The 26,948-nt window shown below is 74.4% G+C and carries 21 protein-coding genes; 15 read left to right on the forward strand and 6 right to left on the reverse strand.

Translation table 11 applies throughout. The annotated features are described in order from the left end of the window. Positions 1-75: 75 nt before the first annotated feature. The 7 genes from ADK41_RS11660 (at position 76) to ADK41_RS11690 (ending at position 9,593) form a co-directional block, all read left to right on the forward strand. On the forward strand, positions 76-2,907 hold the full coding sequence (locus tag ADK41_RS11660; RefSeq protein WP_030821196.1) for a helix-turn-helix domain-containing protein: 2,832 nt from the start codon (positions 76-78) through the stop codon (positions 2,905-2,907). Positions 2,908-3,053: 146 nt separating this feature from the next. Further along, the gene (locus ADK41_RS11665) at positions 3,054-4,313 is read left to right on the forward strand and encodes a helix-turn-helix domain-containing protein (RefSeq protein WP_030821194.1); all 1,260 of its coding nucleotides are present in this window, start codon (positions 3,054-3,056) and stop codon (positions 4,311-4,313) included. A 386-nt stretch (positions 4,314-4,699) separates the two neighbouring features. Further along, positions 4,700-5,482: an ABC transporter ATP-binding protein gene (locus tag ADK41_RS11670; protein WP_030821192.1), complete on the forward strand. Its 783-nt coding sequence runs from the start codon at positions 4,700-4,702 to the stop codon at positions 5,480-5,482. Continuing rightward, positions 5,479-6,282, forward strand: coding sequence for an ABC transporter ATP-binding protein (locus ADK41_RS11675; protein WP_030821190.1), 804 nt, complete (start codon positions 5,479-5,481; stop codon positions 6,280-6,282). The genes ADK41_RS11670 and ADK41_RS11675 overlap by 4 nt, the downstream gene beginning before the upstream one ends. Next, positions 6,279-7,175: a branched-chain amino acid ABC transporter permease gene (locus tag ADK41_RS11680; protein ID WP_030821188.1), complete on the forward strand. Its 897-nt coding sequence runs from the start codon at positions 6,279-6,281 to the stop codon at positions 7,173-7,175. Before ADK41_RS11675 ends, ADK41_RS11680 begins: the two co-directional genes overlap by 4 nt. After that, the gene (locus tag ADK41_RS11685) at positions 7,168-8,310 is read left to right on the forward strand and encodes a branched-chain amino acid ABC transporter permease (protein WP_030821185.1); all 1,143 of its coding nucleotides are present in this window, start codon (positions 7,168-7,170) and stop codon (positions 8,308-8,310) included. The genes ADK41_RS11680 and ADK41_RS11685 overlap by 8 nt, the downstream gene beginning before the upstream one ends. Next, on the forward strand, positions 8,307-9,593 hold the full coding sequence (locus tag ADK41_RS11690; RefSeq protein WP_030821182.1) for an ABC transporter substrate-binding protein: 1,287 nt from the start codon (positions 8,307-8,309) through the stop codon (positions 9,591-9,593). The genes ADK41_RS11685 and ADK41_RS11690 overlap by 4 nt, the downstream gene beginning before the upstream one ends. A 46-nt stretch (positions 9,594-9,639) precedes the next feature. On the opposite strand, the gene ADK41_RS11695 is transcribed toward ADK41_RS11690, so the two are convergent. Together ADK41_RS11695 and mgrA are read right to left on the reverse strand one after the other, a co-directional pair. Continuing rightward, positions 9,640-10,122, reverse strand: coding sequence for an MSMEG_6728 family protein (locus ADK41_RS11695; RefSeq protein ID WP_030821179.1), 483 nt, complete (start codon positions 10,120-10,122; stop codon positions 9,640-9,642). A 90-nt stretch (positions 10,123-10,212) separates the two neighbouring features. After that, on the reverse strand, positions 10,213-11,256 hold the full coding sequence (mgrA, locus tag ADK41_RS11700) for an L-glyceraldehyde 3-phosphate reductase (RefSeq protein WP_030821178.1): 1,044 nt from the start codon (positions 11,254-11,256) through the stop codon (positions 10,213-10,215). A gap of 226 nt (positions 11,257-11,482) precedes the next feature. Between mgrA and ADK41_RS11705 the strand changes: the two genes are divergently transcribed. Continuing rightward, positions 11,483-12,049: a snapalysin family zinc-dependent metalloprotease gene (locus ADK41_RS11705; RefSeq protein ID WP_030821177.1), complete on the forward strand. Its 567-nt coding sequence runs from the start codon at positions 11,483-11,485 to the stop codon at positions 12,047-12,049. 321 nt (positions 12,050-12,370) lie between these two features. On the opposite strand, the gene ADK41_RS11710 is transcribed toward ADK41_RS11705, so the two are convergent. The 4 genes from ADK41_RS11710 to ADK41_RS11725 form a co-directional block, all read right to left on the reverse strand. Next, positions 12,371-13,546, reverse strand: a complete 1,176-nt coding sequence (locus ADK41_RS11710; RefSeq protein ID WP_030821175.1) for a S1 family peptidase — start codon at positions 13,544-13,546, stop codon at positions 12,371-12,373. Between the two features lie 245 nt (positions 13,547-13,791). Then, positions 13,792-15,099, reverse strand: a complete 1,308-nt coding sequence (locus ADK41_RS11715) for a cation:proton antiporter (protein ID WP_030821173.1) — start codon at positions 15,097-15,099, stop codon at positions 13,792-13,794. A gap of 399 nt (positions 15,100-15,498) precedes the next feature. Further along, positions 15,499-17,397 (reverse strand): molecular chaperone HtpG, encoded by a 1,899-nt coding sequence (gene htpG, locus ADK41_RS11720; RefSeq protein WP_030821171.1) that lies wholly within the window; start codon positions 17,395-17,397, stop codon positions 15,499-15,501. Between the two features lie 69 nt (positions 17,398-17,466). Further along, entirely contained in the window at positions 17,467-18,063 is a 597-nt protein-coding gene (locus ADK41_RS11725) for a TetR/AcrR family transcriptional regulator (protein WP_030821170.1), read from the reverse strand. Between the two features lie 127 nt (positions 18,064-18,190). Between ADK41_RS11725 and ADK41_RS11730 the strand changes: the two genes are divergently transcribed. The 7 genes from ADK41_RS11730 (at position 18,191) to ADK41_RS11760 (ending at position 26,945) form a co-directional block, all read left to right on the forward strand. After that, positions 18,191-19,099 carry an NAD(P)-dependent oxidoreductase gene (locus tag ADK41_RS11730; protein WP_030821168.1) on the forward strand — a complete coding sequence of 303 codons (909 nt, stop codon included), beginning with the start codon at positions 18,191-18,193 and terminating at the stop codon, positions 19,097-19,099. Between the two features lie 43 nt (positions 19,100-19,142). After that, positions 19,143-19,949, forward strand: coding sequence for an alpha/beta fold hydrolase (locus ADK41_RS11735; protein WP_030821165.1), 807 nt, complete (start codon positions 19,143-19,145; stop codon positions 19,947-19,949). Beyond that, positions 19,946-21,220: a PP2C family protein-serine/threonine phosphatase gene (locus ADK41_RS11740; RefSeq protein ID WP_030821162.1), complete on the forward strand. Its 1,275-nt coding sequence runs from the start codon at positions 19,946-19,948 to the stop codon at positions 21,218-21,220. Before ADK41_RS11735 ends, ADK41_RS11740 begins: the two co-directional genes overlap by 4 nt. Further along, a complete protein-coding gene (locus ADK41_RS11745) occupies positions 21,217-21,540 on the forward strand; it encodes an STAS domain-containing protein (protein ID WP_030821159.1) in 324 nt (107 codons plus the stop codon). The genes ADK41_RS11740 and ADK41_RS11745 overlap by 4 nt, the downstream gene beginning before the upstream one ends. Before the next feature lie 171 nt (positions 21,541-21,711). Beyond that, positions 21,712-22,902, forward strand: coding sequence for a carboxylate-amine ligase (locus tag ADK41_RS11750; protein WP_030821157.1), 1,191 nt, complete (start codon positions 21,712-21,714; stop codon positions 22,900-22,902). Positions 22,903-23,049: 147 nt separating this feature from the next. Further along, positions 23,050-24,834, forward strand: coding sequence for an N-acetylglutaminylglutamine amidotransferase (locus ADK41_RS11755; protein ID WP_030821155.1), 1,785 nt, complete (start codon positions 23,050-23,052; stop codon positions 24,832-24,834). Then, positions 24,807-26,945, forward strand: a complete 2,139-nt coding sequence (locus ADK41_RS11760) for a prolyl oligopeptidase family serine peptidase (RefSeq protein ID WP_030821153.1) — start codon at positions 24,807-24,809, stop codon at positions 26,943-26,945. The genes ADK41_RS11755 and ADK41_RS11760 overlap by 28 nt, the downstream gene beginning before the upstream one ends. The last annotated feature ends 3 nt before the right edge of the window (positions 26,946-26,948 follow it).

Here is a 26,948-nt window from a genome sequence, read left to right on the forward strand (position 1 = left end):
CGGGCGGCCTGTGCCCCGGCACATGCGTGGACGCGCCCCCTCCACCTCGCCTTACGCGTGAGTAAGGTCGAGTGAATGACCGGACAGACGACCCCGCGGCGGCAGGCGGTCCACCGGCTGCTGGACGGGCTGAGCACCGGCGGCGACGTCCGCGTCGTGACCGGTGAACCCGGCTGCGGCCGTACGGCGTTCCTCGAGTACGCCGCCGGCTCCTTCCGCGCCGGACCGGTGTGGCGCGTACGCGCCGACCCCGGCCGTGCCGCACCGCCGCTGAGCGGCCTGCACACCCTGCTGCGCACCGCCGGCCGCACCGCGCGGGGCACGGGGGACGGTACGGCGGGGGAGACGCTGTTCGACGTCCTGCGCGCGGCGGCCGGCGCGTCGCCGCTCCTGGTGTGCGTGGACGACGCGCACCTGTGGGACGCCGCGTCGCGCGCCGCGCTGGGACACGCCGCCGCGCGGGTGCGTGCGACGGGGGTCCGGGCGGGGCTGCTCCTCACGGTCCCCGGGCACCGGCCCGTCGACCGTGAGCTGGCGGCACTGCCCGTGCTGCGGCTGGGGCCGCTGGCGCCCGGGGACGCGGCCCGTGTGGTCGACGACGTGACCGGCGGCGCCGTCGACCCCGGCGTGCGCGAGGAACTGGTGACGGCGGCCGAGGGCAACCCCGCGCTGCTGCTCGCGCTGATCCACCGGCTGTCGCCCGCCCAGCTCGCCGGACGCCGGGCGCTGCCCCGGCCGCTGGCCGACGGGGAGGCCCTCGCCAAGGTGGCCGGCGGGTGCCTGACCGACGTACCGCCGGACCGGGCCGGCCTGCTGCTGACGGCGGCGGCCGCCGTGCGCGCCACGGGGGAGCCGGACGCCGACGCGGACCTGGTACGGCGGGCGGCCGGGGCCGGCGCGCCGCGTCCGCTGCCCGAGGCGCTGGTCCTGGCGGAGGGCCGCCTGCGGTTTCGCAGCGCGCTGCTGGGAAGGGCGGTGTACGCGGGTGCGCCGCCCGAACGACGCCGTGCCGCGCACCGCGCACTGGCCGCCTGCCTGACGGGCACGGGTGCGGACGGTGTCCTCGCGCTGCTGCACCGCTCCTGGACCGTCACGGGCCCCGCCCCCGCCCTCGCCGCCGAGCTCGCGGCGGCGGCGGCCCTGGCGCCGCCGGGCCTGCGCTGCCGGGCGCTCACCCGCGCCGCCGAACTGACGGCGGACGAGGCGGAGCGGGCGCACCGCCGCACCGCCGCCGCGGAACAGGCCCTGCTCGCCGGGCGCCCTCCCGAGGCCCTGCGCCTGCTCGACGCCGCCCGGGGCCGTCCGGCCCCCGCCTCCGTACGCGGCGGCGCGGAGCTCCTGCGGGGCGCGGTGCTCCTCGCCGACGGGCCGGTGGACGACGCCCGCGAGTCCTTCCTGCTGGCCGCGGGGCTGCTCGCCGGGGCCGACCACGAGGCCGCCGGCACGGCGATCCTGGGAGCGGCGGACGCCGCCTGGGCGGCAGGCGATCCCACCTCCTGCCTCCAGGTCCTCGCGACCCCCGCGACGCACACGCCGGTCGCCGGGGTCCCCGTCGTGGGCGGTGCCGGGCGGGTGGTCGTCGGCGGAACCCCCGGTGGGGCGGAGGCCGGCCGAGGTGTCCTCGGCGGGGGGACCCCGGGCGCGGGCGGTGGGGGAGCCGCCGTCGGAGGTGACGCGGAGGGCGCCGTCCCGCTTTCCGGGCTGCTCCGGGACCATCGGGACGGGATGCGGGCCGTCCTGCTGGGGCGGTTCGACCGTGCCGCCGGCCCGCTGCGGCGGGTGGTCGAGCGGGGGCTGTCCGGCGACGGGCCCGAGCCGCTCCTGCGGTCCGCCTCCGCCGCGCTCATGCTCGGCGATCCGACCGCGGCCCGCCGCGCCGGCGCGCGGGCACTCGCCGCGGCCCGCACCCTCGGCTGCGCCGCCCTCGAACCGAGGGCGCTGGAATACCTGGCCTACGCCGAACTGCGGGCCGGCCGCCACCAGCTCGCCCGGACCCACGCCGAGGAAGGGCTGCGCACCGCGTCGCGGACCGGACAGCGGAACACGGCCGCCCACCACCACGCGGTGCTGGCGCTCGCCGCGTCCATCGAGGGGGAGCGGGAGATCGTCGCCGAGCACGTCGCCGCGGCCCTGCGCACCGCCCGCCGGCACGGACTCGCGCAGGCCGCGACGCTCGCCCAGTGGGCCGCGGCCCGCTCCGACCTCGGCGCCGGCCGCCCCCGCGAGGCCGCGGACCGGCTGGGCCCCCTGGTCCGCCCCGGCGTGCGCCGCGGCCACTTCGCGGTGTGGATGCTCGCCGTCCCCTGTTTCGTGGAGGCCACCGCGCTCGCCGGACGTCCCGAGGACGCGGCCGCGGTCGTCGAGGACTTCGCCCTGTGGGCCGCCTGCGGAGCCGACCCGCAGGCCCCCGCCCAACTCCTGCGCTGCCGCGCCCTCCTGGCCGCCCCGGACGCGGCCGGCCCGCTGTACCTGCGTGCCCTGGAGCGCCACGAGGAGACGGCCGGGGACTTCGAGCGGGCGCGCACCGAACTGCTCTACGGCAAGTGGCTGCGGCGCAGACGCCGGCTGCGCGAGGCGCGGAACCGTCTCGGGGAGGCGCTGATGGGCTTCGAGCGCTGCGGCGCGCACCTGTGGGCGCAGCAGGCCGCCGCCGAGTCGCGGGCGGGCGGTGCGGCCCCCGGCCGGCCGGGGGCCGGGGAGCTGTCCCGGCTGACCCCGCAGCAGCTGCGCATCGCACGGCGCGTCGCCGAGGGCGCCACCAACCGGGAGGTGGCCCTGAGTCTGTCCGTCAGCACCCGCACCGTCGACTACCACCTGCGGAACATCTTCGCCACGCTGGGGGTGCGGTCCCGGGTCGAGCTGGTCCGCCTCGTCGAACAGCCGGAAAAGACCGGTGCACAACCCTAGGGACCGACCGGACGGTATGTCATCCTTCGGGCAGGACGAGTCCGACGGCGGCCGGCCCACGGGCTCCCCCGTACCGGCCGGGCGCCGATACGGGGACCGCCGCCGCACGGGCGCCGCCGGGAAGCCGACCCTGGGGGAGATGCGCGATGCCACACGCCGTACGGCCACGTACCCTGCCGCGCCCCGGACCCGCGCCCGCTCCGCGGCCCCGGACACCGCGCGTGCGGTCGCTGATCGACGCCGACGCGCTGCGCGTGCTGCACCGGGCCGCCCGCGTCCTGCTGGACGACCTGCCCCAGCTCACCGACGGGCTGGTCGCCGCGCTGCAGGAGCGGGAGCCCGCCTACCGGGCCGCGGTGGAGGACGACGCCACCGAGACCTGGCAGGAGGTGCACCGCTCACTGCGGCACAGCATCTCCTCCCTGCTCGATCCGCGCGGCGCCCGTGACGCGGCGCGGCGCTGCTCCTGGAAGATCGGCGCCACACGCGCCGAGCAGGGGCTGCCGCTGGACGCCCTGCTGCACGCCTTCCGGCTGGGCGGCTCGCTGGTGTGGCAGGGCCTGGTCGACGAGACGTCCCGGACGGCGCCCGAGGACGTACGGCTGCTGGTGCACGTGGCGTCCGACGTGTGGGACTTCGTCGACGAGCACTGCACCCTCGTCGCGGACGCCTACCGGCAGACCGAGCGGCAGCTGGCGTGGCGGAGGGAGAACAGGGTGCGTCTGCTGGCCGCGGCCCTGCTGGACGGCACGAGCAGGATCGCCGACCTGCCCGAGGCCGCGCGGGCCCTCGGCCTGCCCGAGCACGGCCGGTACGTGGTCGTCGCGGTCGCCGGCGGCCGGCCCGCCGGTTGTCCCGGTGCCCAGGCGGCCCTCGCCCCGGGTGTGCGCGTGCACTGGCACACGGGCGTGGACGCCGATCACGGCATCGTCCTGGTCGAGGACGGTACGGAGTCCGTCGTGCCGAAGGAGCGGCCGGCCGGTGCGCGGGTGGGCGTCAGCAGCGAGGTCGACGGACTGTCCGCCGTGGGGGAGGCGCGGCGGCTGGCGGACACCGCGTTGAGCCTGTGCCCCGAGGAGGGCGGCACGGTCCATCTGACCGAGCACCTGCCGGCGGCGCTGGTGGCGTCGAGTCCCGAACTCGGCGCCGCGCTGGCCGAGCGGCTGCTCGGCCCGCTGGCCCGGCTCGAACCCGCCGACGCGGAGGTCCTGCTGGACACCCTGGCCACCTGGCTGGCCTGCGACGGCTCGGCCCAACGGGCCGCCCGGCGCCTGTACTGCCACCGCAACACCGTCCTCAACCGCCTCCGCCGCTACGAACAGCTCACCGGCCGCTCCCTCTCCCGCCCCACCGACCTGATCGAAGTCGGCCTGGCCCTGACCGCCCGCACCCTCCTCCACCCCTGACCCCACCCCACCACGGCCGGCCACACCTCCCACCCGGCCGCGGGCAGTCGTGCCTTCCCCAGTGCCTCAAGGGCCCGGGAGGCACCCCCAGGGCGGCACGGGTGGGCGCTGAGGGCCCCCTCCGGGGGAGGCACCCTGCCGGAGGCGGCAAGCGACACCCCGGCCCGGCGCCGCGGCCCCGGCGCCGCGGCCCCGGCGCCGCGGCTCCGGCGCCCCGGGTCCCGGCCCCCGCCTGGGCACCCGCACAACCCCCGCCCGACCCCCTTGGTACGCCGCAGCGCACGGGCGCCGAAACCTGTACCGGCCGCCCGCCGCCGTGCTGTCGTGAGGCACCCCTTCCCCCGAAGCCGTGACCGCCCCGCGCGGCCCGGCCCCGAGGAGCCGTGATGCCCGAAGCACCACCGGACGACCCGCCCGCGCTGCACGTCGAGAACGTCGACGTGACGTACGGGCGCGCGCTGTCCGCTCTCCGCTCCGTGTCCCTGACCGTGCCGCACGGCGCCGTCGTCGCCCTGCTCGGCGCCAACGGCGCCGGCAAGACGACCCTGCTGCGGGCCGTGTCCGGCACGCTGCGCCTGCACCGCGGCGTGATCACGGCCGGCCGCGTCCGCTACGGCGAGACGGTGCTCGACGGCAGGGACCCCGTCGCGGCGGTACGCGCCGGAGTCGTCCAGGTCCCCGAGGGGCGACGGGTGTTCGCCGGACTCTCGGTCGACGAGAACCTGCGCTCCGGCGGCCTCGGCCTCGGCCGGCGCGGGCGCGCCCAGGCCCGGGAGGCCCGCGACCGGGTCCTCACGCTCTTCCCCCGCCTCGCCGAACGCACCCACCAGGCCGCCGGCCTGCTCTCCGGCGGCGAACAGCAGATGCTCGCCATCGGCCGCGCCCTGATGGCCGCCCCGCGCCTGCTGCTCCTCGACGAGCCCTCCCTCGGACTCGCCCCGCGGATGGTGTACCGCATCGCCGAGGTGATCCGCGAGATCAACGCCCAGGGCACCGCCGTGCTCCTCGTCGAGCAGAACGCCGGCATGGCGCTCTCCCTCGCCGGCCACGCGCACGTCCTGGAGGTCGGCGAGACCCGCCTGTCCGGCCCCGCCGACGAACTCGCCCGCACCGACGCCGTACGCCGCCTCTACCTGGGCGAGCCGGCCGAGGACCAGGGGGCGGCGTGACCGACCGCACCACCACAGCACCGCCCGTGCTGGACGTACGGGACGTCACCGTGCGCTTCGCCGGGCTCACCGCCCTCGACGGCGTCTCCTTCACCGTCGCCCCGGGCTCGGTGCACGCGCTCATCGGACCCAACGGCGCCGGCAAGTCCACCTGCTTCAACGTGCTGTCCGGCCTGTGCCGCCCCGCCGCCGGCACGGTGACGCTCGGCGGCACCGAGCTGACCCGGCTCGCCCCGCACCGCATCGCCGCGCTCGGCGTGGCCCGCACCTTCCAGAACATCGTCACCACCCACGGCACCGTCGCCGACAACCTGATGCTCGGCCGCCACGCCCTGTCCCGCGCCGGGTTCGCCGCGAGCGCGCTGCGCCTGCCGAGCGCCGTGCGGGAACAGCGCGAACACCTCGCCAGAGCACGCGAGATCGCCGGACTCACCGGTCTCGCCCACCACTTCGACACCCCCGTCGCGCTGCTGTCGTACGGCGACCGCAAGCGCGTCGAACTCGCCCGCGCCCTCTGCCTGGAGCCCCGCGTGCTGCTCCTCGACGAACCCGTGGCCGGCATGAACGCCGCCGAACGCGCCCGCACCGCCGAGGTGGTGGGCGAACTCCGCGCCGGACTCGGCCTGTCCGTCGTCCTCGTCGAGCACGACATGGGCCTCGTCATGCGCCTCGCCGACGACGTCACCGTGCTCGACTTCGGCAGGCCCATCGCCCACGGCACCCCCGACGAGGTCCGCCGGGACCCCGAGGTGCTGCGCGCCTACCTCGGCACCGACGCGACCGGGGAGGACGCGGCATGACGACACTCCTCGACAACATCCTCGGCGGACTGGCGCTCGGCGCGGTCTACGCGCTGGTAGCCCTCGGCTTCGTCGTCATCTTCAAGGCCTCCGGCGTCCTCAACTTCGCCCACGGCTCCCTGCTGCTGCTCGGCGGTTACCTCACCGCCGTCCTCCACGACGACCTCGGCTTCGCCGGGGCGCTCGCCCTGGCGGTCCTCGTCACCGCCGCCCTCGCGGGCGCGCTCGACCGGTTCCTGCTGCAGCGCGGCGGCCAGGACGCCCACTCCGCCCACGTGCAGACCATCGTCACCATCGGCATCGACATCGTCCTGCTCACCGATCTGTCCCGGCGCATCGGCGGCGACCTGCTGTCCCTGGGGGACCCGTGGGGCGACGCGGTGACCGAGCTGGGCCCGGTGACCGTCGCCGACAGCCGGCTCGCCGCGATCGTGGTGTCGGCCGTGGTCATCGGCGCGGTGTTCGCGCTCTTCCGGTTCACCTCCTGGGGGCTGTCCCTGCGGGCGGCGGCCGAGGACCTGGAGGCCGCCGCGCTCATGGGCGTACGGCTCGGCCGGGTCCGCGCGGGCGCCTGGTGCCTGGCGGGCGCGCTCGCCGCGCTGGCCGCCGTGTTCCTCGCCGCGTTCCCCGCGCCCGGACTGGAGCGCACCACCGGACAGATCGCCCTCAACGCCTTCCCGGCCGCGATCCTCGGCGGCCTCGCCTCCCCGGCCGGCGCCCTCGCGGGCAGCCTGATCATCGGCCTGACCGAGGCGTTCGTCGTCGGCTACCAGTCCGAACTGCACGTCCTCGGCGAGGGCTTCGGCGACGTCGCCCCGTACGCCGTGATGCTGATGGTCCTCCTCGTACGGCCCACCGGGCTGTTCGGCGCGAAGGGGGCGGCCCGTGTCTGACCGACTCCCCGCCGCCCTCACGCGCCGCCGGGCCTCCCTCCCGCTGCTCGCCGTGGCGCTGTGCCTGCCGCCGTTCTACCTGGACGCCTTCTGGCTGCGCATCGGCCTGTTCTCCATGGCGGCCGCCATCGGCGCCGTCGGCCTCGCCCTGCTCAGCGGCACCGCCGGACAGCTCTCCCTCGGCCACGCCTTCTTCCTCGCCGTCGGCGCCTACGGCTACGCCTGGCTGGCCGGCGAACCCGGACCGGGACTGCCGCCGGCCCTCGCCGCGCTCCTCGCGGTCCTGCTCGCGGGAGCGGCCGGCGGACTGTTCAGTCCCGTGGCCGCCCGGGTGAAGGGCGTCTACCTGGGCATCGCCACCCTCGCGCTGGTCTTCCTCGGCCACCACGTCCTGCTGACCGCCGACTCCGTCACCGGCGGCTTCAACGGCCGCTCCGTGCCCCCGCTGACCCTCGGCGGGTTCGCGTTCGCTCGGAGCGACCCCGAACCGACCGTCCTCGGCGTGCCGTTCGGTGCGGAGGAACGGCTGTGGTACCTGGGCCTGGCCCTGTTCGCGTTCACCTGGTTCACCGCCCGCGGCCTGCTGCGCTCACGCCCCGGCCGGGCGCTGGCCGCCCTGCGCGACAGCGAGACCGCGGCCTCCGTGATGGGCGTCGACGTCGCCCGGCACCGCTCGGCGGCCTTCGTGGTGTCGTCGATGTACGCGGGCCTCGCGGGGGTGCTCCTGGCGCTCGCCTTCCGCCGCGTCGTCCCCGACTACTTCTCCCTCGCGCTCTCCGTCGACTACCTCGCGATGATCGTCATCGGCGGCCTGGGTTCCGTCGCCGGAGCCACCGCCGGCGCCGTCTTCGTCACCGCGCTGCCGCTGCTGATGACCCGGTACGCCGACCAGCTCCCGCTGGTGACCGCCCCGGGCTCCGCCGAGGGCGCCGTGGGCCCCACCGAGGCGGCCCGCTACCTCTACGGCGCGGCGATCGTCCTGGTCCTGCTGTACGCCCCCGACGGCCTGCACGGCCTGGCGCGCCGGGCACGGGACCGCGTACGGCGCCGCCGCTCCCGGGCCCCCGCCCCGGACGCCGTCGTCCCTCCGCCTTCGCAACCGACCGCCGCACGAACCAAGGAGCACACTCCGTGAACACCACGCACCGCACCCGCCGCACCCGGCGCCGCACCGCCAAGGCCGTCCTCGCCGGCGCCCTCGCCCTGCTGCTCGCGGCCACCGGATGCAGCTCCAAGGCGGACGACGGCGACAAGGGCGGCGAGGCCGCCGACGGCGTCCGCACCGGACCCGGCGTCGGCGCCGACACCATCAGGCTGGGCGCCCTCACCGACCTGACCGGCCCCTACGCCACCCTCGGCAAGAGCATCGTGCAGGCCCAGCAGATGTGGGCCGAGGAGACCAACGCCAAGGGCGGCATCTGCGACCGCACGGTGGAGATCGTCGTCAAGGACCACGGCTACGACGTGCAGAAGGCGGTCACCGCCTACGCCGACATCGCCCCGGACGTCGTGGCGCTGCCCCAGGTCATCGGCTCCCCGGTGGTCGCCGCGCTGCTCGACGACATCGAGCGGGACAAGGTGCTCACCTTCCCGCAGGCCTGGGCGGCCTCCCTGCTCGGCAGGGACGCCGTCCAGGTGCTCGGCACCACCTACGACGTCGACATGATCGCCGCCGTCGAGTTCCTCACCCGCACCAAGGGCCTGAAGAAGGGCGACACGATCGGCCACGTCCACTTCGAGGGCGACTACGGCGCCAACGCGCTGGAAGGATCCACCTGGGCGGCCCGGAAGGCCGGACTGAAGGTGACCGGGCAGAAGATCAAGGCCACGGACACCGACCTGTCCGCCCAGGTCTCGGCCCTGCGCAAGGAGGGCGTGAAGGCCGTCCTGATCAGCGCCGGACCCGCGCAGACGGCCTCCCTCGTCGGCGTCGCGGCCTCCCGCGGTCTGAAGGTCCCCGTCGTCAGCAGCGCACCCGGCTTCGCGCCCCAGCTGATGAAGACCCCCGCCGCGCCCGCCCTGGCGGCCATGCTCAGCATCGTGAGCGCGGCGCCCGCGGTCAGCTCCGACCTGCCCGGCGTGAAGGACATGGTGGCGTCGTACCGGAAGAAGTACCCGGACTCGCCGGTCGACTCCGGAGTGCTCTCCGGGTACAACGCCGCACAGCTCATGGGCGCCGACCTGAAGAAGGCCTGCGAGGCGGGCGGCCTCACCCGTGAGGACGTCGTCAAGGCGCACCGCGCGCAGACGAACGCCGACACCGGCCTCGGCACCCCGCAGAACTTCTCCGACGTCGACCGTCCCGCGAGCGTCGAGACGTATGTGCTCAAGCCCGACGCCGAGGCGGTCGGCGGCGTGGTGAACGCGGAGGACGCGCACGCGGCGCCGGGAGTGGAGGAGTACCTGTCCGCGCGGTGACGGACGGCCGGGCGCCCCGGCGGGCCCCGGGGAGGGGACGCCGGGATCAGCCGCCGGCCGCCTCCGGATCGCGGTCGGACGACGGCCACACGTACGGCAGGTCGTCCGGCTCCCCGGGGAAGAGCTCCGTGTAGACGTCCGGTTCCTTGCGGAGCAGCGCCGAGCGGTGGCTGCGGTGCACGGCGTCGTCCCCCAGCCAGGGCGGCAGCTCCCCGGCCTCGGCCAGCTCCCGCTGACCGCGCACCGGCGCTCCGGGCCGCACCCGGGCGAGGTCGGCGACGAGGGTGGCGGCGCAGCTGTCCTGGTGGCCCCGGTCCCGCCAGACCCGGCAGATCTCCAGGCCGTACCGCACCAGCGCCTCCTCGTAGCCGGTCCACATGCGGACCGCGGGATGGCGGCGCCACCCGTAGCCCGGCACGGTCAGACCGCGCAGCACCTGGATCGTCTCCACCCGCTGTTTGCCCAGCCGGCGCCGGTCGAGCACCAGTGCCGACGCGCAGAAGTCGGGGTACGGCAGGAAGGTCTGCATACGGCCGTCCGAACGGGGTGGGGGCCACGCGGCTCACCGCACCGCAGTTCCCCTCACACGGCGGCGCACACCTCGCACCGCCCTTGAGGCTCAGTCCAGCGTGCCCAGCCGGGCCTCGCGCCACAGGTCGACGCCGCCCTCGGTGGCGTACGCGTCGATCTCGGCCAGCTCCTCGCCGCTGAAGTCGAGGTTCTCCAGCGCGGCGACGTTCTGTTCCAGCTGCTCGGTGCGGGACGCGCCGATGACCAGCGAGGTGACCCGCGGGTCGCGCAGGGCCCAGGCCAGCGCCAGCTGCGCGAGGGTCTGCCCGCGCCGGGCCGCGATGTCGTTCAGGGCGCGCAGCCGGCGCCGCATGTCGTCGGTCAGCCACGCGGGGTCGAACGACGTGCCGGCCGCCGCCCGCGAGTCCCCGGGCACACCGTCGAGATAGCGCCCGGTCAGCAGCCCCTGCGCGAGCGCGGTGAAGCCGATGATCCCGAAGCCCTCCTCCTGGGCCACGTCCAGCAGACCGTCCGTCTCGATCCAGCGGTTCAGCATGTTGTACGACGGCTGGTGGATCAGCAGGGGGGTGCCGAGGTCGCGGAGGACGGCCACGGCCTCACGGGTGCGCTCGGCGTCGTACGAGGAGATGCCGACGTAGAGCGCCTTGCCCTGGCGGACCGCCGTGTCGAGGGCGCCCATCGTCTCCTCGAGCGGAGTGGTGGCGTCCAGCCGGTGCGAGTAGAAGATGTCCACGTACTCCAGGCCCGTGCGCCGCAGCGACTGGTCCAGCGAGGCCAGCAGGTACTTGCGGGAGCCGCCGCCCCGGCCGTACGGGCCGGGCCACATGTCCCAGCCGGCCTTGGTGGAGACCACCAGCTCGTCCCGGTACGGCGCGAGGTCCCGCTTCATCAGCCGGCCGAAGTTGATCTCGGCGGAGCCGTAGGGCGGACCGTAGTTGTTCGCCAGGTCGTGGTGGGTGATGCCCAGGTCGAAGGCGCGCAGGGCGATCTCGCGCTGCGTCTCGAACGGCTTGTCGTCGCCGAAGTTGTGCCAGTACCCCAGGGACAGCAGGGGGAGGTCGAGTCCCGAGCGGCCGGTGCGCCGGTAGCGCATGGTGCCGTCGTAACGTTCGGGGCGGGCGATGTGGTTCATCGGCGGTTCTCCGGTGGTGCGGGCGGGGGCGTCCCGTGGGACGGTGTTGATCCTTGCCACAGTGCCCCCGCCCGATCGGGAAGTCCAACCGGTCCCTTCACGGAATTCAGCGGTACGGCTTCCTGCCCGGGTCGGCCGGAATGAGGGATTGGAGGCCGTGCCGGCGGGGCAGGAACGCCAGGTGTGTCATGTGCACGACTACCTTTCCCCCACATGGAGGTCGACCATGCACGTTCGCAGGATGACCGGCGGCCTGGCCGCGGTCGTCACGATGTCCCTGGCCCTGCTGGGCGGCCAGGCCGCGGCCGCGCCGTCCGAGGAGGTCGCGCGATCGGCCGCCGCCCGGGTGCTCACCTACGACGCGAGCGGTTCCGCGGAGTTCCGGTCCGCGGTCGACCGGGGCGCGGCGATCTGGAACGAGAGCGTCGACGCCGTGGAACTGCGCCCGGTGGCGTCCGGGCAGCGCGCCAACATCCGGGTTCTGGCGGACAACGGCTGGCCGCGTGCCTTGCCGGGCTCCCTGGGCAACGGCACCGTCTACATCGGCCGCCAGGCCGTGAACCAGGGATACAACACGGTCCGCATCTCGTCCCACGAGCTCGGCCACATTCTGGGCCTGCCCGACCGCAAGCCCGGTCCCTGCTCCAGTCTGATGTCCGGTTCCACCGCGGGTGTGGCGTGCACGAACCCGTACCCGAACGCGGCGGAGAGGGCGGAGGTCGAGGACGACTTCGCCCGGGCGGCCGTCGGGCAGCCGGTACCGGCGCCGCGAGCCGTCCCGGCCGGGGACTGACGGACCGCCCGACGCCCGCTCGGGATGCTTCCTGCCCCAGCACTCGTGTGACCGATGTGACTACTGAGGCGGATGCCGCTATGGTTGAGGCACGTCACGGCGGCAGGGGAACCTGCAGCCCGACCGTGCGTTGGTGGTCCAAGGAAAGACGCCCCGCTTCCTGCGGGGAGATGCAGGTGCAAGGCCTGCCCGGCGCTCCGTCACGAGCCCCGTACCGGAATTGCGGTACGGGGCTCGTCGCATGGCCGGCGGCGGACTCCGGGCGCACGCGGGAGCGGGCCCCGCCGGTCGCCCGGCGGGGCCCGCTCGCGTCGTGGCCGGTCAGGCCGTGTGCAGCGTCAGCCCGTAGCGGTTGAGGATCTCGTTGACCGGCTGGAACCAGGTCTCGCCCCCGCCGGAGCAGTTGCCCCAGCCGCCGGAGGTGACGCCCTGCGCCTGGTCGCCGCTGATGAACGAGCCGCCCGAGTCGCCCGGTTCGGCGCAGACGCTGGTCTTCGTCATCTGACGGACCGCGCCCTGGCTGTAGTTGACCGTCTCGTTCTTGGCCAGGACCCTGCCGCAGTGCCAGTGGGTCGTGGAGCCGGAGCGGCAGATCGAGGCGCCGACCGGCGCCTCCGCCGAGCCGCGCACCAGCTGGTCCGACACGGTGCCCCAGCCGAGCACCACCGGCACCGTCCACCAGCCGCTGCCCACGTTCACCCAGGCGTAGTCGTCGCCCGGGAACGAGGAGCCCTGGAAGTTGCCGATGTACGAGCCGTCCCAGCCCCTGACCTGGCCGCCGACGCCGCCGCAGTGGCCGGCGGTGACGAAGCCGCCGTGCACCGAGAAGCCTATGGAGCAGCGGACGTTGCCGGTGTAGTACGGGTCGCCGCCCACCGTTCCGGCGGCGAAGGTCTCCGCCGGGGCCCGCACGGTCCGCACGGTGACCGGGCCGGCCTCGCGGGCCTCGTCCACGAAGGAGCGGACATCGTTGTCCGTGCGTGTGCCGGCGACGACGTTCACGACGACCGTGTTGGCGGCCGGGTCGACGGCCCAGCTGCTGACGCCCGAGGGCGCGTCGAGGCGATCGATGCGGGACTTTGCGGCGTCGAGCTGCCGTGCGCTGTGCTCGACGGTGCGGACGGCCGCGCCGGACGCGCGCAGGGACCGTACCGTCGAGGCGTCGGCGTCCGAGGTGACGGCCACGGTCAGCTTCTCGCTCCCGGCGTCGAACCAGGCGCCGCCGTAGGCGGATCCGGCGGTCCTGCGGGCCTCGGGCGCGAGATCGGTGGCCTTCCGCTCGGCGGCCAGCCGGTCCTCCGCCTCGGCGCGGGTCAGCCCGAAGTCCCGCTGCATCGCCTCCAGCAGGCCGGCGGAGGCGGGCGCGGAGTCGGCGGCGCGGGCGGTGGGGGAGTCGGGGGCGTTCTGCGCCGCGGCCGGCAGGGTACCGGCCGCGGTCCAGCTGCCGATCATGAGCAGGGCGGCCACGCCGGCATGCGTGAGTCTGGTGCGTCTCATGGGAGGTGTCCTTCGTCGTTCCAGCGAGGTGGGGGTGGAACAACCGCAGTGTGAGAGCGCTCTCAGCCTGAGTTGAGCAGAGCTTAGCGAGCCGCTCGGTGTCAGGTCTATGCCAATGCAGGGCCCAATTCCCCTGGGCTCCGGGCGCCCTGTCCGGATCCGGCCGACCTCGGGGGCGCGAGCCCTCCGGAGGGCTGCTCCGGGAGGCCTCGCGCAGGGAGCCCCTCCCTCCGGGAGGGGAGGGGTCAGAGCCGTTCGCCCGCCACCTCGACCTCGTCCGGCTCCGGTCCCGCGCCGCCCGCCCGGGCCCGGCGGGTCCGCAGTCGGTCGAGGCGCGAGATGACGGGGGTGGCGCTCACCCCGTGCAGCACCACGGACGCCAGCACCGTGAAGGTCACCACCGCCCACAACCACTCGGCCGGGACGCCGAAACCGGCGGAGCCGAGCGCGTGGGCCAGATAGAACAGCGAGCCGATGCCACGGACGCCGAAGAAGGCGGTCGCCACACGTTCGCGGGGGCCGGCGGACGTGCCGAGCTGGGCGGCCCACGCGGCCAGCGGCCGGACCACCGACAGCAGCAGCAGACCCACGGCCGCCCCCTGCCAGGTCAGCGACGCCAGCCCGCCCTGTGCGACGAACACACCGAGCAGGAACAGCAGTGCGGCGGTCAGCAGCCGCTCCACCTGCTCCACGAAGTCGTGCAGCACCGTGTGGTAGCCGTGGGCGTGCTCCGCCCGGCGTATCCGGCAGGCGGTGACGAACACGGCCAGGAAGCCGTAGCCGTGCAGCAGTTCCGTCACCCCGTAGGCGAGGAACGTGGCGCCGATGGCGACGAACCCCTCCCGGTGCTCGGACAGCCGCATCGCCCGCCGGCCCGCCCGGAAGAACAGCCACCCGAGCAGCGCGCCGACGGCGAGCCCCGCGGACACGCCCATCACGCACTTGTACAGCACGTCGACCAGCGCCCAGTGGGCGATCCCGTCGCCGGTGGGCCGCCCGCCCGCGGCGGCGAGCGCGACGGCCGCCATGACGAAGGGGAAGGCGAGACCGTCGTTCAGCCCGGCCTCACTGGTCAGCGCGAAGCGCACCTCGTCCTCGTCGTGCTCGGAGTCGGTGGGCGCGCCCACCCGGACCTCCGAGGCGAGCACCGGATCGGTCGGCGCCAGCACGGCCGCCAGCAACAGCGCGGCGACCGGCGGCCAGTCGAGCAGGCCCCAGGCCAGGAGGCCCACGGCCGCGATGGTCAACGGCATGGTGACGCCCAGTTGCCGCCAGGTGCCCTGCCAGCGCCGGCGGCCGAACGGCCGGTTCAGGGCGAGGCCGGCGCCCATGAGGGAGACGATCACACAGACCTCGGTGACGTGCTCCACCCACGTCCGGTCCGCCACCGGGTCGATGCCGGGCATGGGCAGGGGCGACACCTGGAGGGCGACCCCGCAGGCGAGGAACACCAGCGGCAGCGACAACGGTCTGCGGGCCACCAGCCGGGGCAGCACGGCCGCGCCGAGGGCGCCGGCTCCGAGCAGGGTGAAGAGGTAATCAGGTGAGCTCACCGGTCACGGATGCCCGGAGCCGGCCGGGGCACGCCACGACCCCGGCCGGAACATCACCCCCAGGGCGGCGGCCCGCCCGCCGGGAGGCGCGCTCCGGCGTGAGGGGCGGGGCCGGCGGGAAGCGCCGCGGCCGCCCGCTTCGGCCTGCCCTCGGCCACGGTGCTGTCCTGTGGTTCCCCGCGTACGACCGCGACCACGGCCGGCACGCGCCCGGACCGGTGCCGCACCCGCGGATGCTCCGGGCGGCCGCGGCCGCGGCCGACGGCATCCGCAGGTGCGGCCCGGGCAGCGGCCCCGCCCGCCACACGGCTCCCTCAGGACCCGCGAACCGCCGGTCCACGAGGGCGCCGTGGCGCGTTTGGGGCCGGCCGCGGCGGCGCCCCTGTGATCACGGGCGCGTCACAGGGTGCGCTCCAGTCGGTCCGCCATCAGCCGCACGAAGCGCGCCGGGTCCTTCGGCCGGCCGCCCTCCGCCAACACGGCCAAGGAGTAAAGGAGTTCGGCGGTGTCGGTGAGCTCCGAGCGGTCCTCGCGCTCCCCGTACGCCTCGTTCAGGCCCTTCACCAGCGCGTGATCCGGGTTGAGTTCGAGGATGCGCTTGGCGCGCGGCACCTCCTGGCCCATGGCCCGGTACATGTTCTCCAGCGCCGGCGTGAGGTCGTTCGCGTCGGCGACGAGGCAGGCCGGGGACACCGTCAGGCGCGTCGACAGCCGTACCTCCTTGACCTCCTCGCCCAGCCGCTCCCGCATCCAGTCGAGCAGGCCCGCGTACTCCTCGGCCTGCTGCTCCCGCTCGCCCTCGCTCTTGTCGTCCTCCCGCGCGCCGAGGTCGACCTCGCCCTTGGCGATCGACCGCAGCCGCTTGCCCTCGTACTCGCCCACGGCGTCGACCCACACCTCGTCGACGGGATCGGTGAGCAGCAGCACCTCGATGCCGCGCTCCCGGAACGCCTCCATGTGCGGGGAGTTGTCGATGCTCTCCCGGGACTCGCCGGTGATGAACCAGATGTCGTCCTGCCCGTCCGGCATCCGCTCCACATACTGCTTCAGCGTGGTCGTGCCGTCGTCCCCGTGCGTGGTCGCGAACGAGGCCACCGCGAGGAGGGCGTCACGGTTGTCGGTGTCGGTGACCAGGCCCTCCTTCAGCACGGCGCCGAACTCCCGCCAGAACGTGGCGTACCGCTCGGCGTCACCGGTCATCATGCTCTTGACCGACGCCAGCACCTTCTTCGTGAGCCGGCGCTGCATCATCCGGATGTGCCGGTCCTGCTGGAGGATCTCGCGGGACACGTTCAGCGAGAGGTCCTGGGCGTCGACCACGCCCTTGACGAACCGCAGGTACGGCGGCAGCAGCGCCTCGCAGTCGTCCATGATGAAGACGCGCTTCACGTACAGCTGCAGCCCGTGCCGGAAGTTCTGGGTGAACAGGTCGTGCGGGGCGTGCGACGGGACGAACAACAGGGCCTGGTACTCGAAGGTGCCCTCGGCCTGCAGCTGGATGGTCTCCAGCGGTTCGCGCCAGTCGTGGCCGATGTGCTTGTACAGCTCGTGGTACTCCTCCTCGGACACCTCCTCGCGCGAGCGCGCCCACAGCGCCTTCATCGAGTTCAGCGTCTCGGGCCCGGCCGCCGCGCCGTCCTCGCCCGTCTCCCCGACGAGCCGGATCGGCCAGGTGATGAAGTCCGAGTAGCGCTTGACGATCTCCTTGATCTTCCACACCGAGGTGTAGTCGTGCAGCTGGTTGTCGGGGTCGGCCGGCTTGAGGTGCAGGGTGACCGAGGTGCCCTGCGGCGCGTCGTCGACCCGCTCCAGGGTGTACGTGCCCTCGCCGCGCGACGTCCACCGGGTGCCCTGCCCCTCACCCGCGCGCCGGGTGAGCAGGGTGACCTCGTCCGCGACCATGAAGCCCGAGTAGAAGCCGACGCCGAACTGGCCGATCAGCCCTTCCGTCCCGGCCCCCTCCTGCGCCTCCCGCAGCTCCCGCAGGAACTGGGCGGTGCCCGAGTTGGCGATCGTGCCGATGAGCTGCCCGACCTCGTCGTACGACATGCCGACGCCGTTGTCCCGCACGGTGAGGGTGCGGGCGTCCTTGTCGGTCTCGAGCTCGATGTGCAGGTCGGAGACGTCGGCGTCGAGCGCGTCGTCCCGCAGTTTGGCCAGACGCAGCTTGTCGAGCGCGTCGGAGGCGTTGGAGACGAGTTCACGGAGGAAGACGTCCTTGTTCGAGTAGACCGAGTGGATCATCAGCTGGAGCAGCTGACGGGCCTCTACCTGGAACTCAAACGTTTCGGTCGGCATGATGCGCGATTACCTCACTGATCCACGGATCACCGGATACTGGCGCGATCACTCTAGTAAAAGACGGCGTCAGCCGGTCGCGTCCACCGCCGAGTCCAGGAGCGGGCCGAGTTCGCGGGAGACCGCCGTCAGGGGCCGGACGTCCCGCTCGGCGCGGGCCATGAGGATCGCCCCCTCCAGCGAGCTGATCATCAGGGTGGCGAGGGGCCGGGCGCGCTCGGCGGGGACGCCCATGTCCGACAGGGCCAGGGCCACCGCGCCGGTCCACCCGTCGAAGGCGGCCGACACGGCCTCGCGGGTCGACGCGCTGGACCCGGCGCGGTCCACCGTGGCGGCGGCGACCGGGCAACCGCCCTCGAAGCCGGTGCTCGTGTACTCGTCGGTCCACTGCCGGACCATCTGCGAGAACAGTCCACCGGGCGTCGGTTCGGGCAGCGCGGCGAGGAACCGGGCGACGCGCCCGGCCGCGTACCGGCCCGCCCATCCCACCGCCTCGTTGACGAGCTGCTCCTTGCCGCCCGGGAAGTAGTGCTGGAGCGATCCGCGCGGCGCCCGCGCGTGCGCGGCCACCTCGCGCATCCCCGTCGAGGCGACCCCGTCGCGCCGGATGAGCTGGGCCGCGCTGAAGACCATCCGCTCCCGCGGCCCCCGTCCGGACACCGCCATTGCGACCTCCCGCCACGCCGCGATTCTCCCGCCCTCACCCTATGACCGCCGTCATGGCGGCGGCTACTATGACAGCGGTCATAGGGCGAGGCGCCGCCTCGGCGCGGCCCGGGAACGGCGGTGCGTCGTGCGCGTGGGTTTCATCGGACTCGGAGTCATGGGCCGGCCCATGGCGCTCAATCTCGTCCGCGCCGGAACGCCCCTCGTCGTCTGGAACCGCACCCGCGGCCGGTGCGACCCCCTGCGCGAGGCCGGGGCCGAGGTGGCCGGGAGCGCAGGCGAGGTCTTCCGGAAGGCCGGCACCGTGATCCTGATGCTGGCCGACGAGACGGCCGTCGACACGGTGCTGGGGCGCGGCACCCCGGACTTCGCCGCCCGGGTCGCCGGACGCACCGTCGTCCACATGGGCACGACCTCGCCGGAGTACTCGGCCGCCCTGGAGGACGCCGTCCGTGCGGCGGGCGGCGCCTACGCCGAGGCCCCGGTCTCCGGCTCCCGGGTCCCGGCGGAACAGGGGCGGCTGGTCGCGATGCTGGCGGGCGACGCCGCCGCCGCGGCGGCCGTGCGGCCCCTGCTCGCCCCGATGTGCCGCGAGGCGTTCGACTGCGGTGCGGTGCCGGGCGCACTGCTGATGAAACTCTCGGTGAACCTGTTCCTGATCACCCAGGTCACCGGACTGACCGAGGCGTTCCACTTCGCCGACCGGCACGGGCTCGACCGCCGCCGCTTCCTCGACGTCCTGGACGCGGGCCCGATGGCCAGCGCCGTCTCCCGGATGAAGGCGCCCAAGCTGCTCGCCCGTGACTTCGCGGTCCAGGCGGCCGCCGCGGACGTGCTGAAGAACAACCGCCTGATCGCACAGGCCGCCCGCAGGGCGGGACTGGCCTCCCCGCTCCTCGACGTCTGCCACGCCCTCTTCGACGAGACCGTGGCCGGCGGCCACGGGGACGAGGACATGGTGGCCGTACTGCGCGCGCTGGAGGCGAGGACCGGCGCCGCGACCCCGGGCGCCCCGGCGGACGACGACCGCCCCTGAGGCTCGCCGACGGCTTCTCCGCACGGCGTGCGAGCATGGGTGGATGAGCATCCACCGCAGGAACAACATCCGTGTGACCGGGCGCACCTCCGGCCGCACGGTGGTCTTGGTGCACGGATTCGGCTGCGACCAGAACATGTGGCGCCTCGTCGAGCCCGCACTGGCCCAGGACTTCCGGGTGGTGCTCTTCGACTACGTGGGCGCGGGCCGCTCCGACCTGTCGGCCTGGCAGGAGGAGCGCTACTCCTCCCTCGAGGGCTACGCCCGTGACGTGGTGGAGGTCTGCGAGGAGCTCGACCTCCGGGACGCGGTCGTGGTCGGCCACTCCGTGAGCGCGATGGCCGGCGTGCTGGCCCGGGCCGCGGCCCCGGACCGGATCGGCTCCCTGGTCATGGTGTGCCCGTCGCCGTGCTACATCGACGAGGACGGCTACCGCGGCGGCTTCAGCGCGGAGGACATCGACGAGCTCCTGGAGTCGCTGGAGTCCAACTACCTGGGCTGGTCGGCGACCATGGCTCCGGTGATCATGGGCAACCCGGACCGGCCCGAGCTGGGCGAGGAGCTCACCAACAGTTTCTGCGCCACCGACCCGGACATCGCCCGGGTCTTCGCGCGCACGACGTTCCTGTCCGACAGCCGCAAGGACCTCGCGGGCGTGACCGTGCCCACGCTGATCCTGGAGTGCGAACAGGACGTCATCGCGCCCCCGGAGGTCGGGGCGTACGTCCACGCCGCGATACCCGGCAGCGAGCTGGTCACTCTGAACGCCACCGGTCACTGCCCCCAGCTGAGCGCCCCGGAGGCCACCGTCACGGCGATCCGCGCGTTCGTGTCGGCCCTCGGCCGATGAACCGGGGGGCAGGTGGTTCGGAGGAGCCGGGCACAGGCGTGCCCGGCACGCGCGCGGCCTTCAGCGCGCTGCTGGAGGACTCGGCCGAGGAGCTGTACGAATCGGCGCCGTGCGGCTACCTGTCCACCCTGATGGACGGCACCATCGCCAAGATCAACGCGACCCTGCTGGGCTGGCTCGGTCTGTCCCGCGACGAGGTGGTGGGCCGGATGCGCTTCAGCGACCTGCTCACCGTCGGCGGCAGGCTCTACCACGAGACGCACTTCGCCCCCCTGCTGCGCATGCAGGGGCGCCTCGGCGGCATCGCCCTGGAGATGAAGGGCGCATCCGGTTCCCGGCTGCCGGTGCTGATCACCTCGACCGTCAAGAAGAGCGACGACGGCGAGCCGCTGCTGATCCGGACCACCGTCTTCGACGCCACGGACCGGCGCGCCTACGAGAAGGAGCTGCTGCGCGCCCGCCGCGCGGCCGAGGAGGCCCGCCGGCAGGCCGAGGCCGACCGCGAGGCGCTGCGCGAGGCGCTGGCCGTGCTCCAGCGCAGTCTGCTGCCCGCGGCCCTGCCCGACATACCCGGTGTGGAGGCGGCCTGCCACTACCACACGGCCTCCCCGATGGAGGTGGGCGGCGACTTCTACGACCTGTTCGCGCTCGACGGCGACCGGTCGGCGTTCTTCCTCGGCGACGTGTGCGGCAAGGGGCCGCAGGCCGCCGCGCTGACCTCGCTGATCCGCCACACCCTGCGCGCCACCGTGCTCCACGACTCCGATCCCGTCGCCAACCTGCACGTGCTCGACACGGTCCTGCGGGACCGGTACACCGGTGACGATCCGCGGTACTGCACCGTGGTGTCCGGTGTCCTGGAACGCGCGGGGGACACGGTGGAGGTCCGCCTGGCCTCCGGCGGCCACCCTCCCGCGCTGGTCCTGCGCGCGGACGGCCGGGTGGAGTACCTGTGGACCCGGGGCGGCATGCTCGTCGGAGCCCTTCCCGAGGCGGAGTTCGTCCCGGTGGGCACCACCCTGCACCCGGGCGACACGTTGCTGCTCTACACCGACGGCCTCACCGAGGCGCGTACCGGCCCCGACCGGGAGCTGTACGGTTACGAGGCCCTGGAGTCCTTCGCCGCCGACCTGGCCCCCTCGGGTCCCCACCGCGTGGTCCACGCCCTGACGGACCTGCTGAAAGGTTTCGGCGATGGTCTGGACGACGACACCGCCCTGCTCGCCATCGGCCCGCCCGCCCGCACCGACACCGGATTCCGAACCTCGTGACGACATCTCTGACGATCACCGCGTCCCCCACGCCCGCCGCTCTCGTCCTCGAGGTCGCCGGCGACCTCGACCACACCAACGCGCAGCGGCTGCGCCGCGCCGCGCGGGAGGCCGCTCTGCCGGCCGGGCGGCTCCTGGCGGTGGACCTGGGCAAGTTGTCGTTCTGCGACTCGAGCGGCATCACCGCGTTGATCGCCGTCCGCAACCACGTCGTCTCGGTCGACGCCCGGCTCGTTCTCGTGGCCGTGTCGGTCAACATGCGGCGCCTGCTGAACATGACCGGCCTCGATCAAGTATTCGACATTCGCGACGCCGCCTAGCGGGGCCGGAGGCTTCCCTCTCCTCCGGAAGTCCGGCCGCTCGTTCGAGCGCGGGGGCCGCGAGCCGATTGCGCCCGTCGCATCCGGGGCACCCGGGACGTGCCGAATCCACCGCCGGTGATCCCAGGAGCCGTGCGGAGACGGCACGGAACGAGGGCAAGGGGATCAGCGGTGACGGTGCGCATCGGAGCAGAGGAAGAGTTTCACGTCCTGGACGTGGAGAGCGGCCGGCTCGTGCCACGTGCCGACGAACTGCTCGGCCGGCTCGGCGGACTGGGGTTCGGCAGTGAGCTGCAGCGGTCGGCCGTGGAGAGCAACAGCCGGGTCCACGACACGCTGGACGCCCTCTTCGCGGACCTGTCCGACAGCCGGCGCCGGCTGGACGCGGCGGCCTCCTCCCTGGGCCTGGCCGTCGTGGCCGCGGGCACCGTTCCGCTGGCCGACGCCGCCTTCCACGACGTCACCGCGGATCCCCGCTACCGTCGCATGGCCGACGACTACCGCCGGGTCGCCGACGAACAGCTCATCTGCAGCGCCCAGGTGCACGTCGACGTGCCGGACCGGGACACCGCGGTGCGCGTCATGTGCCTGGTGTCGCCCTGGCTGCCGCCCCTGCTGGCCCTGTCGGCCAGTTCACCGTTCTGGTTCGGTTCCGACACCGGATACGCCAGCTGGCGCACCATGCTGTGGCAGCGGTGGCCGACCGCGGGCCCCGCCGGGTGCTACGGGAGCGCCGCCGACTACGACGCCGCGATGACGGAGCTGATCGGCTCGGGCGTCATCAGCGACCCCGGGATGCTCTACCACGACGTACGGCCGTCGGCCCACCAGCGCACGCTGGAGCTGCGGGTCTGCGACGCCTGCCCGCGCGCCGAGACCGTGGTGCTGGTCGCCGGGCTGTTCCGCGCGCTGGTGCGCGACGCCTGCGACCGTCTGGAGCGCGGATCGGACCGCGGGTGCGACGGACACCACGAGTGGCTGCGCGCCGCCACCTGGCGTGCCGCGCGCTCGGGACTGGAAGGCCGGCTCGTCGATCCGCAGACCCGCCGCGCGACTCCGGCCCCCATGGTGGTGCGCGGGATGCTGCACCGGCTGCGCCCGGCGCTGGAGGCGTCCGGCGACTTCGCCACCGTGCGCACGCTGCTCGAAGAGGTCCTCGCGACGGGCGGCGCGGCGCACCGGCTGCGGCGGGAGGCCCGGGACCTGCTCGCCGGCATCGACATGCTGGTCGCCGAGACCCGCGGGGACCGCCTCGCGCCCAGCGCCCCCGCCCGCCGTCACCGGCCCCCGGACGCCCCGCGCGGCCCCGGCGGGGCCCCGGTCCGCGTCCACTCGGCGACGACACCGGGCACACCCGGCTGATCCGGACGGACCGCCGGCCCCTCGGCCGCCCCCTGCGCATCCGCAACCCCCTGACCAAGGAGAGGGTCACACCGTCATGTCCAGCAGTACGCACGTCCCTTCGCCCCCGCCCCAGGACCGGTACCCGAGGGAAAGGAGGGACCACTGATGTGCGGCCTCTGCGGGGAGATCCGGTTCGACGGCGGGCAGCCGGACATCGCGGCGCTGGAGCGCATGACCGACCGCCTGGCACCGCGCGGCCCCGACGGACGCGGCCTGTGGTCCCAGGGGCCCGTGGCCCTCGGACACCGCCGACTGAAGATCATCGACCTGTCGGACAGCGGCGCCCAGCCCATGACCGACCCGCGTGCCCGTCTCGCCGGGGTCTTCAACGGCTGCGTGTACAACTACCGCGAGCTGCGGGACGAACTGCACGCGCTCGGCCACCGCTTCTTCTCGCAGTCCGACACCGAGGTGGTGCTCAAGGCCTACCTGCAGTGGGGCACCGACTGCGTCGAGCGCTTCCACGGCATGTTCGCCTTCGTGATCGTCGAGCAGGACACCGGGCGTGTCGTCCTGGCACGCGACCGGCTGGGCGTCAAGCCGCTCTACCTGTCCGGCACGACCGAACGCCTGCGGTTCGCCTCCTCCCTGCCCGCGCTGCTCGCGGCCGGTGGCGTCGACACCTCGCTGGATCCCGTCGCCCTGCACCAGTACCTCAGCTGGCACGCCACCGTCGCCGCGCCCCACACCGTCCTCAAGGGCGTGCGCAAGCTGCCCCCGGCCACGGTGCGGATCGTCGAGCCCGACGGCACCCACCGTGATCACCGCTACTGGCATCCCGTCCACACCCGCCGTCCCGAGCACGCCGGCCTCGGCGCCGACGACTGGACCGACGCCGTGCTGGACGCCCTGCGCACCGCCGTACGCCGCCGCATGGTCGCCGACGTGCCGGTCGGAGTGCTGCTCTCGGGCGGTCTGGACTCCAGCCTGATCGTGGCCCTGCTGGCCGGCGAGGGCCAGCAGGACCTCGCGACCTTCAGCGTCGGCTTCGAGTCCGAGGGCGACGAGGAGGGCGACGAGTTCTCCTACTCCGACCTCGTGGCCCGGCACTTCGACACCCGCCACCACCAGCTGATGGTTCCCTCCGACCGGGTCGCCGGCGCCCTGGACGGGGCCGTCCGGGCCATGAGCGAGCCCATGATGAGCCATGACGTGGTGGCCTTCCACCTGCTGTCCGAGCAGGTGGCCAAGGAGGTCAAGGTCGTGCAGAGCGGCCAGGGCGCCGACGAGGTGTTCGCCGGGTACGACTGGTACGCGCGGATGGCGGACGTGCCGCGCCCGCGCGCCGCCGAGGCGTACATCGACACCTACTTCGACCGCTCGCACGCCGATCTCGAGGCCATGGTCCACCCGGACCTGCTGCCCGGCCGCGACGTCTCCGCCGAGTTCGTGCGCGCGCACATGGCGGCCCAGGGCGCCGAGACGGCGCTCGACGCCGATCTCCGCCTCGACACGCTCGTGATGATGGTCGACGACCCGGTCAAGCGGGTCGACAACATGACGATGGACTGGGGCCTGGAGGCCAGGGTGCCGTTCCTCGACCACGAGCTGGTCGAACTGGCCGCGGCCTGCCCGCCCGAGCTGAAGCTCGCGGACGGCGGCAAGGGCGTCCTGAAGGCCGCCGGCCGCAAGGTCCTGCCGCGCCGGGTCGTCGACCGGCCCAAGGGCTACTTCCCCGTCCCGGCGATCAAGCACATGGCCGGGCCCGTCCTCCAGCGGGTCCGCGAGACCCTCACCGCTCCCGAGGCCAGGGCCCGCGGCGTCTTCCGCGAGGAGTACGTCGCCGAGCTGCTCGCCGCACCCAACGCGCACCGGACCAGGCGAGGGGCGAACACGCTGTGGCAGATCGCGCTGCTGGAGACATGGCTGCAGACGCACGGGATCCGCTGACGCCCATGGAGACGCGCACCGACGCCACCACGCGGGCGCTTCCCGCACCCGCGCCCGCCCCGCTCGCCGACACCTCGACGCCGTACGACGTACCGCCCCCGGCCGTCCACGGCTGCTGGTACCCCTCGGTCGACCCCGGCGGCGGGCACGTCGCCTTCGTCTGCGACCGGGCCGGGGTGCCGCAGCTGTGGACCGCCCCCGTGGCCGGCGAGGAGGTGCGCCGGCTCGACGCCGGCCCCGATCCGGTCACGGAGGTGTCCTGGTCCCCGGACGGGCGCTGGATCGCCTACACCGTGGCGCCGGACGGCGGCGAGCTCACCAGCGTCCTGTGCGTACGCCCCGACGGCACCGGGCGGCGCCTGCTGGCCGGCGGTGAACCGGGCACCTCCGCACGCCTGGGCTGCTGGCAGCACGACGGCTCGGCGGTCGCGGTGACCGTCACCGATTCCGCCCCGCCCGGGCGGCCCTTCGCCGCCCACCCCGGGGCGGACGGCGTCTCCCGCCCCGCCCGGGCGGGCCGCGACGGCCGGGCCGTGCTGCTGGAACCCGGCGCACCACGGCCCGGACCCACCACGGGGGCCGGCGACGGCGACCGGACGACGTCCGCCGGGGAACCGGAACCGAGGGCCCTGTCCGCCTATCTCGTCGACCCCGAGGGCATGAGCGCCCCCGTGCTGCTGGCGAGCGAACGCGGCGCGGCCAACCAGCGGGTGTGCGACCTCAGCCGGGACGGCAGGCTCGCCCTGGTGTACCGGGGTCCCCGCGGGCGCCGCGAGGCCCTCGTCGTCCGCACCGGCGACCGCGTGGTGACCTGTGCGCTGCCGGTCGCCGACGGCGACCCGTGGATCGGCGGCTTCTCACCGGACGCCGGCACCGTGTGGCTGCGCAGCGACGGCGACCGCGAACACGCCGCCCTCGTCGCCGCGCACCTCGATCCGCGGGGACACCTGCTCGGCACCACGGTGGCAGCCCAGCGCCCCGACTGCGGCCTGGAGCTGCTCGCCCTGGGGCGCGACGGGCGCAGCGCGGTGCTGGCGTGGAACGTGCGCGGGGTCAGCGAACTGGAGGTGACCGAGCTGACCGCCGCCCGGTCGCCCGACCTCCCGGCCGGCGCCCCGTCGTCCCGGCCCGCCTCCGCCGGCGCCGCACGGGCCGTCGGCCTGCCCCACGAGGTGGTCACGCGCATCGCGCCCACCGCCGACCCCGACACCCCCGTCGTCGCGCTGTCCGGATCCCGGCGCCACCCCGGAGTGTGGTGGCTGCCGCACGGACTGCCCCTGCGCACCCCGTGGTCCTCGCGCGACGAGGACGCGTTCCCCGAAGGCCGCACGCCGGCGCGCCCGATGCCCATGAGCCCCGTGGCCCGCGACGGCCTCGTCCTGGGCGGCTGGTACTACCGTGCCCCGGGCCGCTCGCCCGGCGAACCGGCACCGTGCGTCCTGCACCTGCACGGCGGGCCGGAGGAACAGGAACGCCCGGTGCTCGACCCGCTCTACCTCGAACTGCTCGGCAGGGGACTGGACGTCTTCGCGCCCGACGTCCGCGGCTCCTCCGGCCACGGCCGCTCCTTCGTCGACGCCGACCTGGGCACGGGGCGCTTCGACGCGATCAACGACGTCGCGGACTGCGCGGCGCACGTGATGGTGCGGGGCCTCGCGGATCCCCGGCGGATGGCCGTGATGGGCCGGTCGTACGGCGGCTACCTGGTGATGGCGTCCCTGGTGTGGCACCCGGACCTGTTCCGCACCGGTGTGGCGGTCTGCGGCATGTCGGACCTCACCACCTTCTTCGCCGGGACCGAGCCCTGGATCGCGCAGTCCGCCGCCCACAAGTACGGCCACCCGGAACACGACCGGGAACTGCTGCGCGCGCTGTCGCCGATGAGCCGGATCGACGCCCTGCGGGTCCCGGTCCTCGCCGTGCACGGCGAGCACGACACCAACGTGCCTCCGGGGGAGTCCGAGCAGTTCGTCCGGGCCGCCAGGGAGCGCGGACTGGAAGCGGAACGCCTCCTGCTGCGCCACGAGGGCCACGACTTCCGCCGCTCCGACAACCGGCGCCTGTTCCGCCGGACCGCCGCCGACTGGCTGGAACGGCACCTGGCGGGCTGAGAT

The sequence above is a fragment of the Streptomyces caelestis genome, assembly GCF_001279005.1.
Lineage (GTDB): Bacteria > Actinomycetota > Actinomycetes > Streptomycetales > Streptomycetaceae > Streptomyces > Streptomyces heliomycini.

What these genes read in the sequence shown, in the direction of transcription:
- ADK41_RS11760 (WP_030821153.1), top strand. Translation starts at nt 24,807, where the DNA reads ATGGCTGCAGACGCACGGGATCCGCTGACGCCCATGGAGACGCGCACC.
- mgrA (WP_030821178.1), bottom strand. Translation starts at nt 11,256, where the DNA reads ATGAACCACATCGCCCGCCCCGAACGTTACGACGGCACCATGCGCTAC.
- ADK41_RS11725 (WP_030821170.1), bottom strand. Translation starts at nt 18,063, where the DNA reads ATGGCGGTGTCCGGACGGGGGCCGCGGGAGCGGATGGTCTTCAGCGCG.
- ADK41_RS11670 (WP_030821192.1), top strand. Translation starts at nt 4,700, where the DNA reads ATGCCCGAAGCACCACCGGACGACCCGCCCGCGCTGCACGTCGAGAAC.
- ADK41_RS11740 (WP_030821162.1), top strand. Translation starts at nt 19,946, where the DNA reads ATGAACCGGGGGGCAGGTGGTTCGGAGGAGCCGGGCACAGGCGTGCCC.
- ADK41_RS11660 (WP_030821196.1), top strand. Translation starts at nt 76, where the DNA reads ATGACCGGACAGACGACCCCGCGGCGGCAGGCGGTCCACCGGCTGCTG.
- ADK41_RS11665 (WP_030821194.1), top strand. Translation starts at nt 3,054, where the DNA reads ATGCCACACGCCGTACGGCCACGTACCCTGCCGCGCCCCGGACCCGCG.
- ADK41_RS11695 (WP_030821179.1), bottom strand. Translation starts at nt 10,122, where the DNA reads ATGCAGACCTTCCTGCCGTACCCCGACTTCTGCGCGTCGGCACTGGTG.
- ADK41_RS11735 (WP_030821165.1), top strand. Translation starts at nt 19,143, where the DNA reads ATGAGCATCCACCGCAGGAACAACATCCGTGTGACCGGGCGCACCTCC.
- htpG (WP_030821171.1), bottom strand. Translation starts at nt 17,397, where the DNA reads ATGCCGACCGAAACGTTTGAGTTCCAGGTAGAGGCCCGTCAGCTGCTC.
- ADK41_RS11710 (WP_030821175.1), bottom strand. Translation starts at nt 13,546, where the DNA reads ATGAGACGCACCAGACTCACGCATGCCGGCGTGGCCGCCCTGCTCATG.
- ADK41_RS11705 (WP_030821177.1), top strand. Translation starts at nt 11,483, where the DNA reads ATGCACGTTCGCAGGATGACCGGCGGCCTGGCCGCGGTCGTCACGATG.
- ADK41_RS11755 (WP_030821155.1), top strand. Translation starts at nt 23,050, where the DNA reads ATGTGCGGCCTCTGCGGGGAGATCCGGTTCGACGGCGGGCAGCCGGAC.
- ADK41_RS11680 (WP_030821188.1), top strand. Translation starts at nt 6,279, where the DNA reads ATGACGACACTCCTCGACAACATCCTCGGCGGACTGGCGCTCGGCGCG.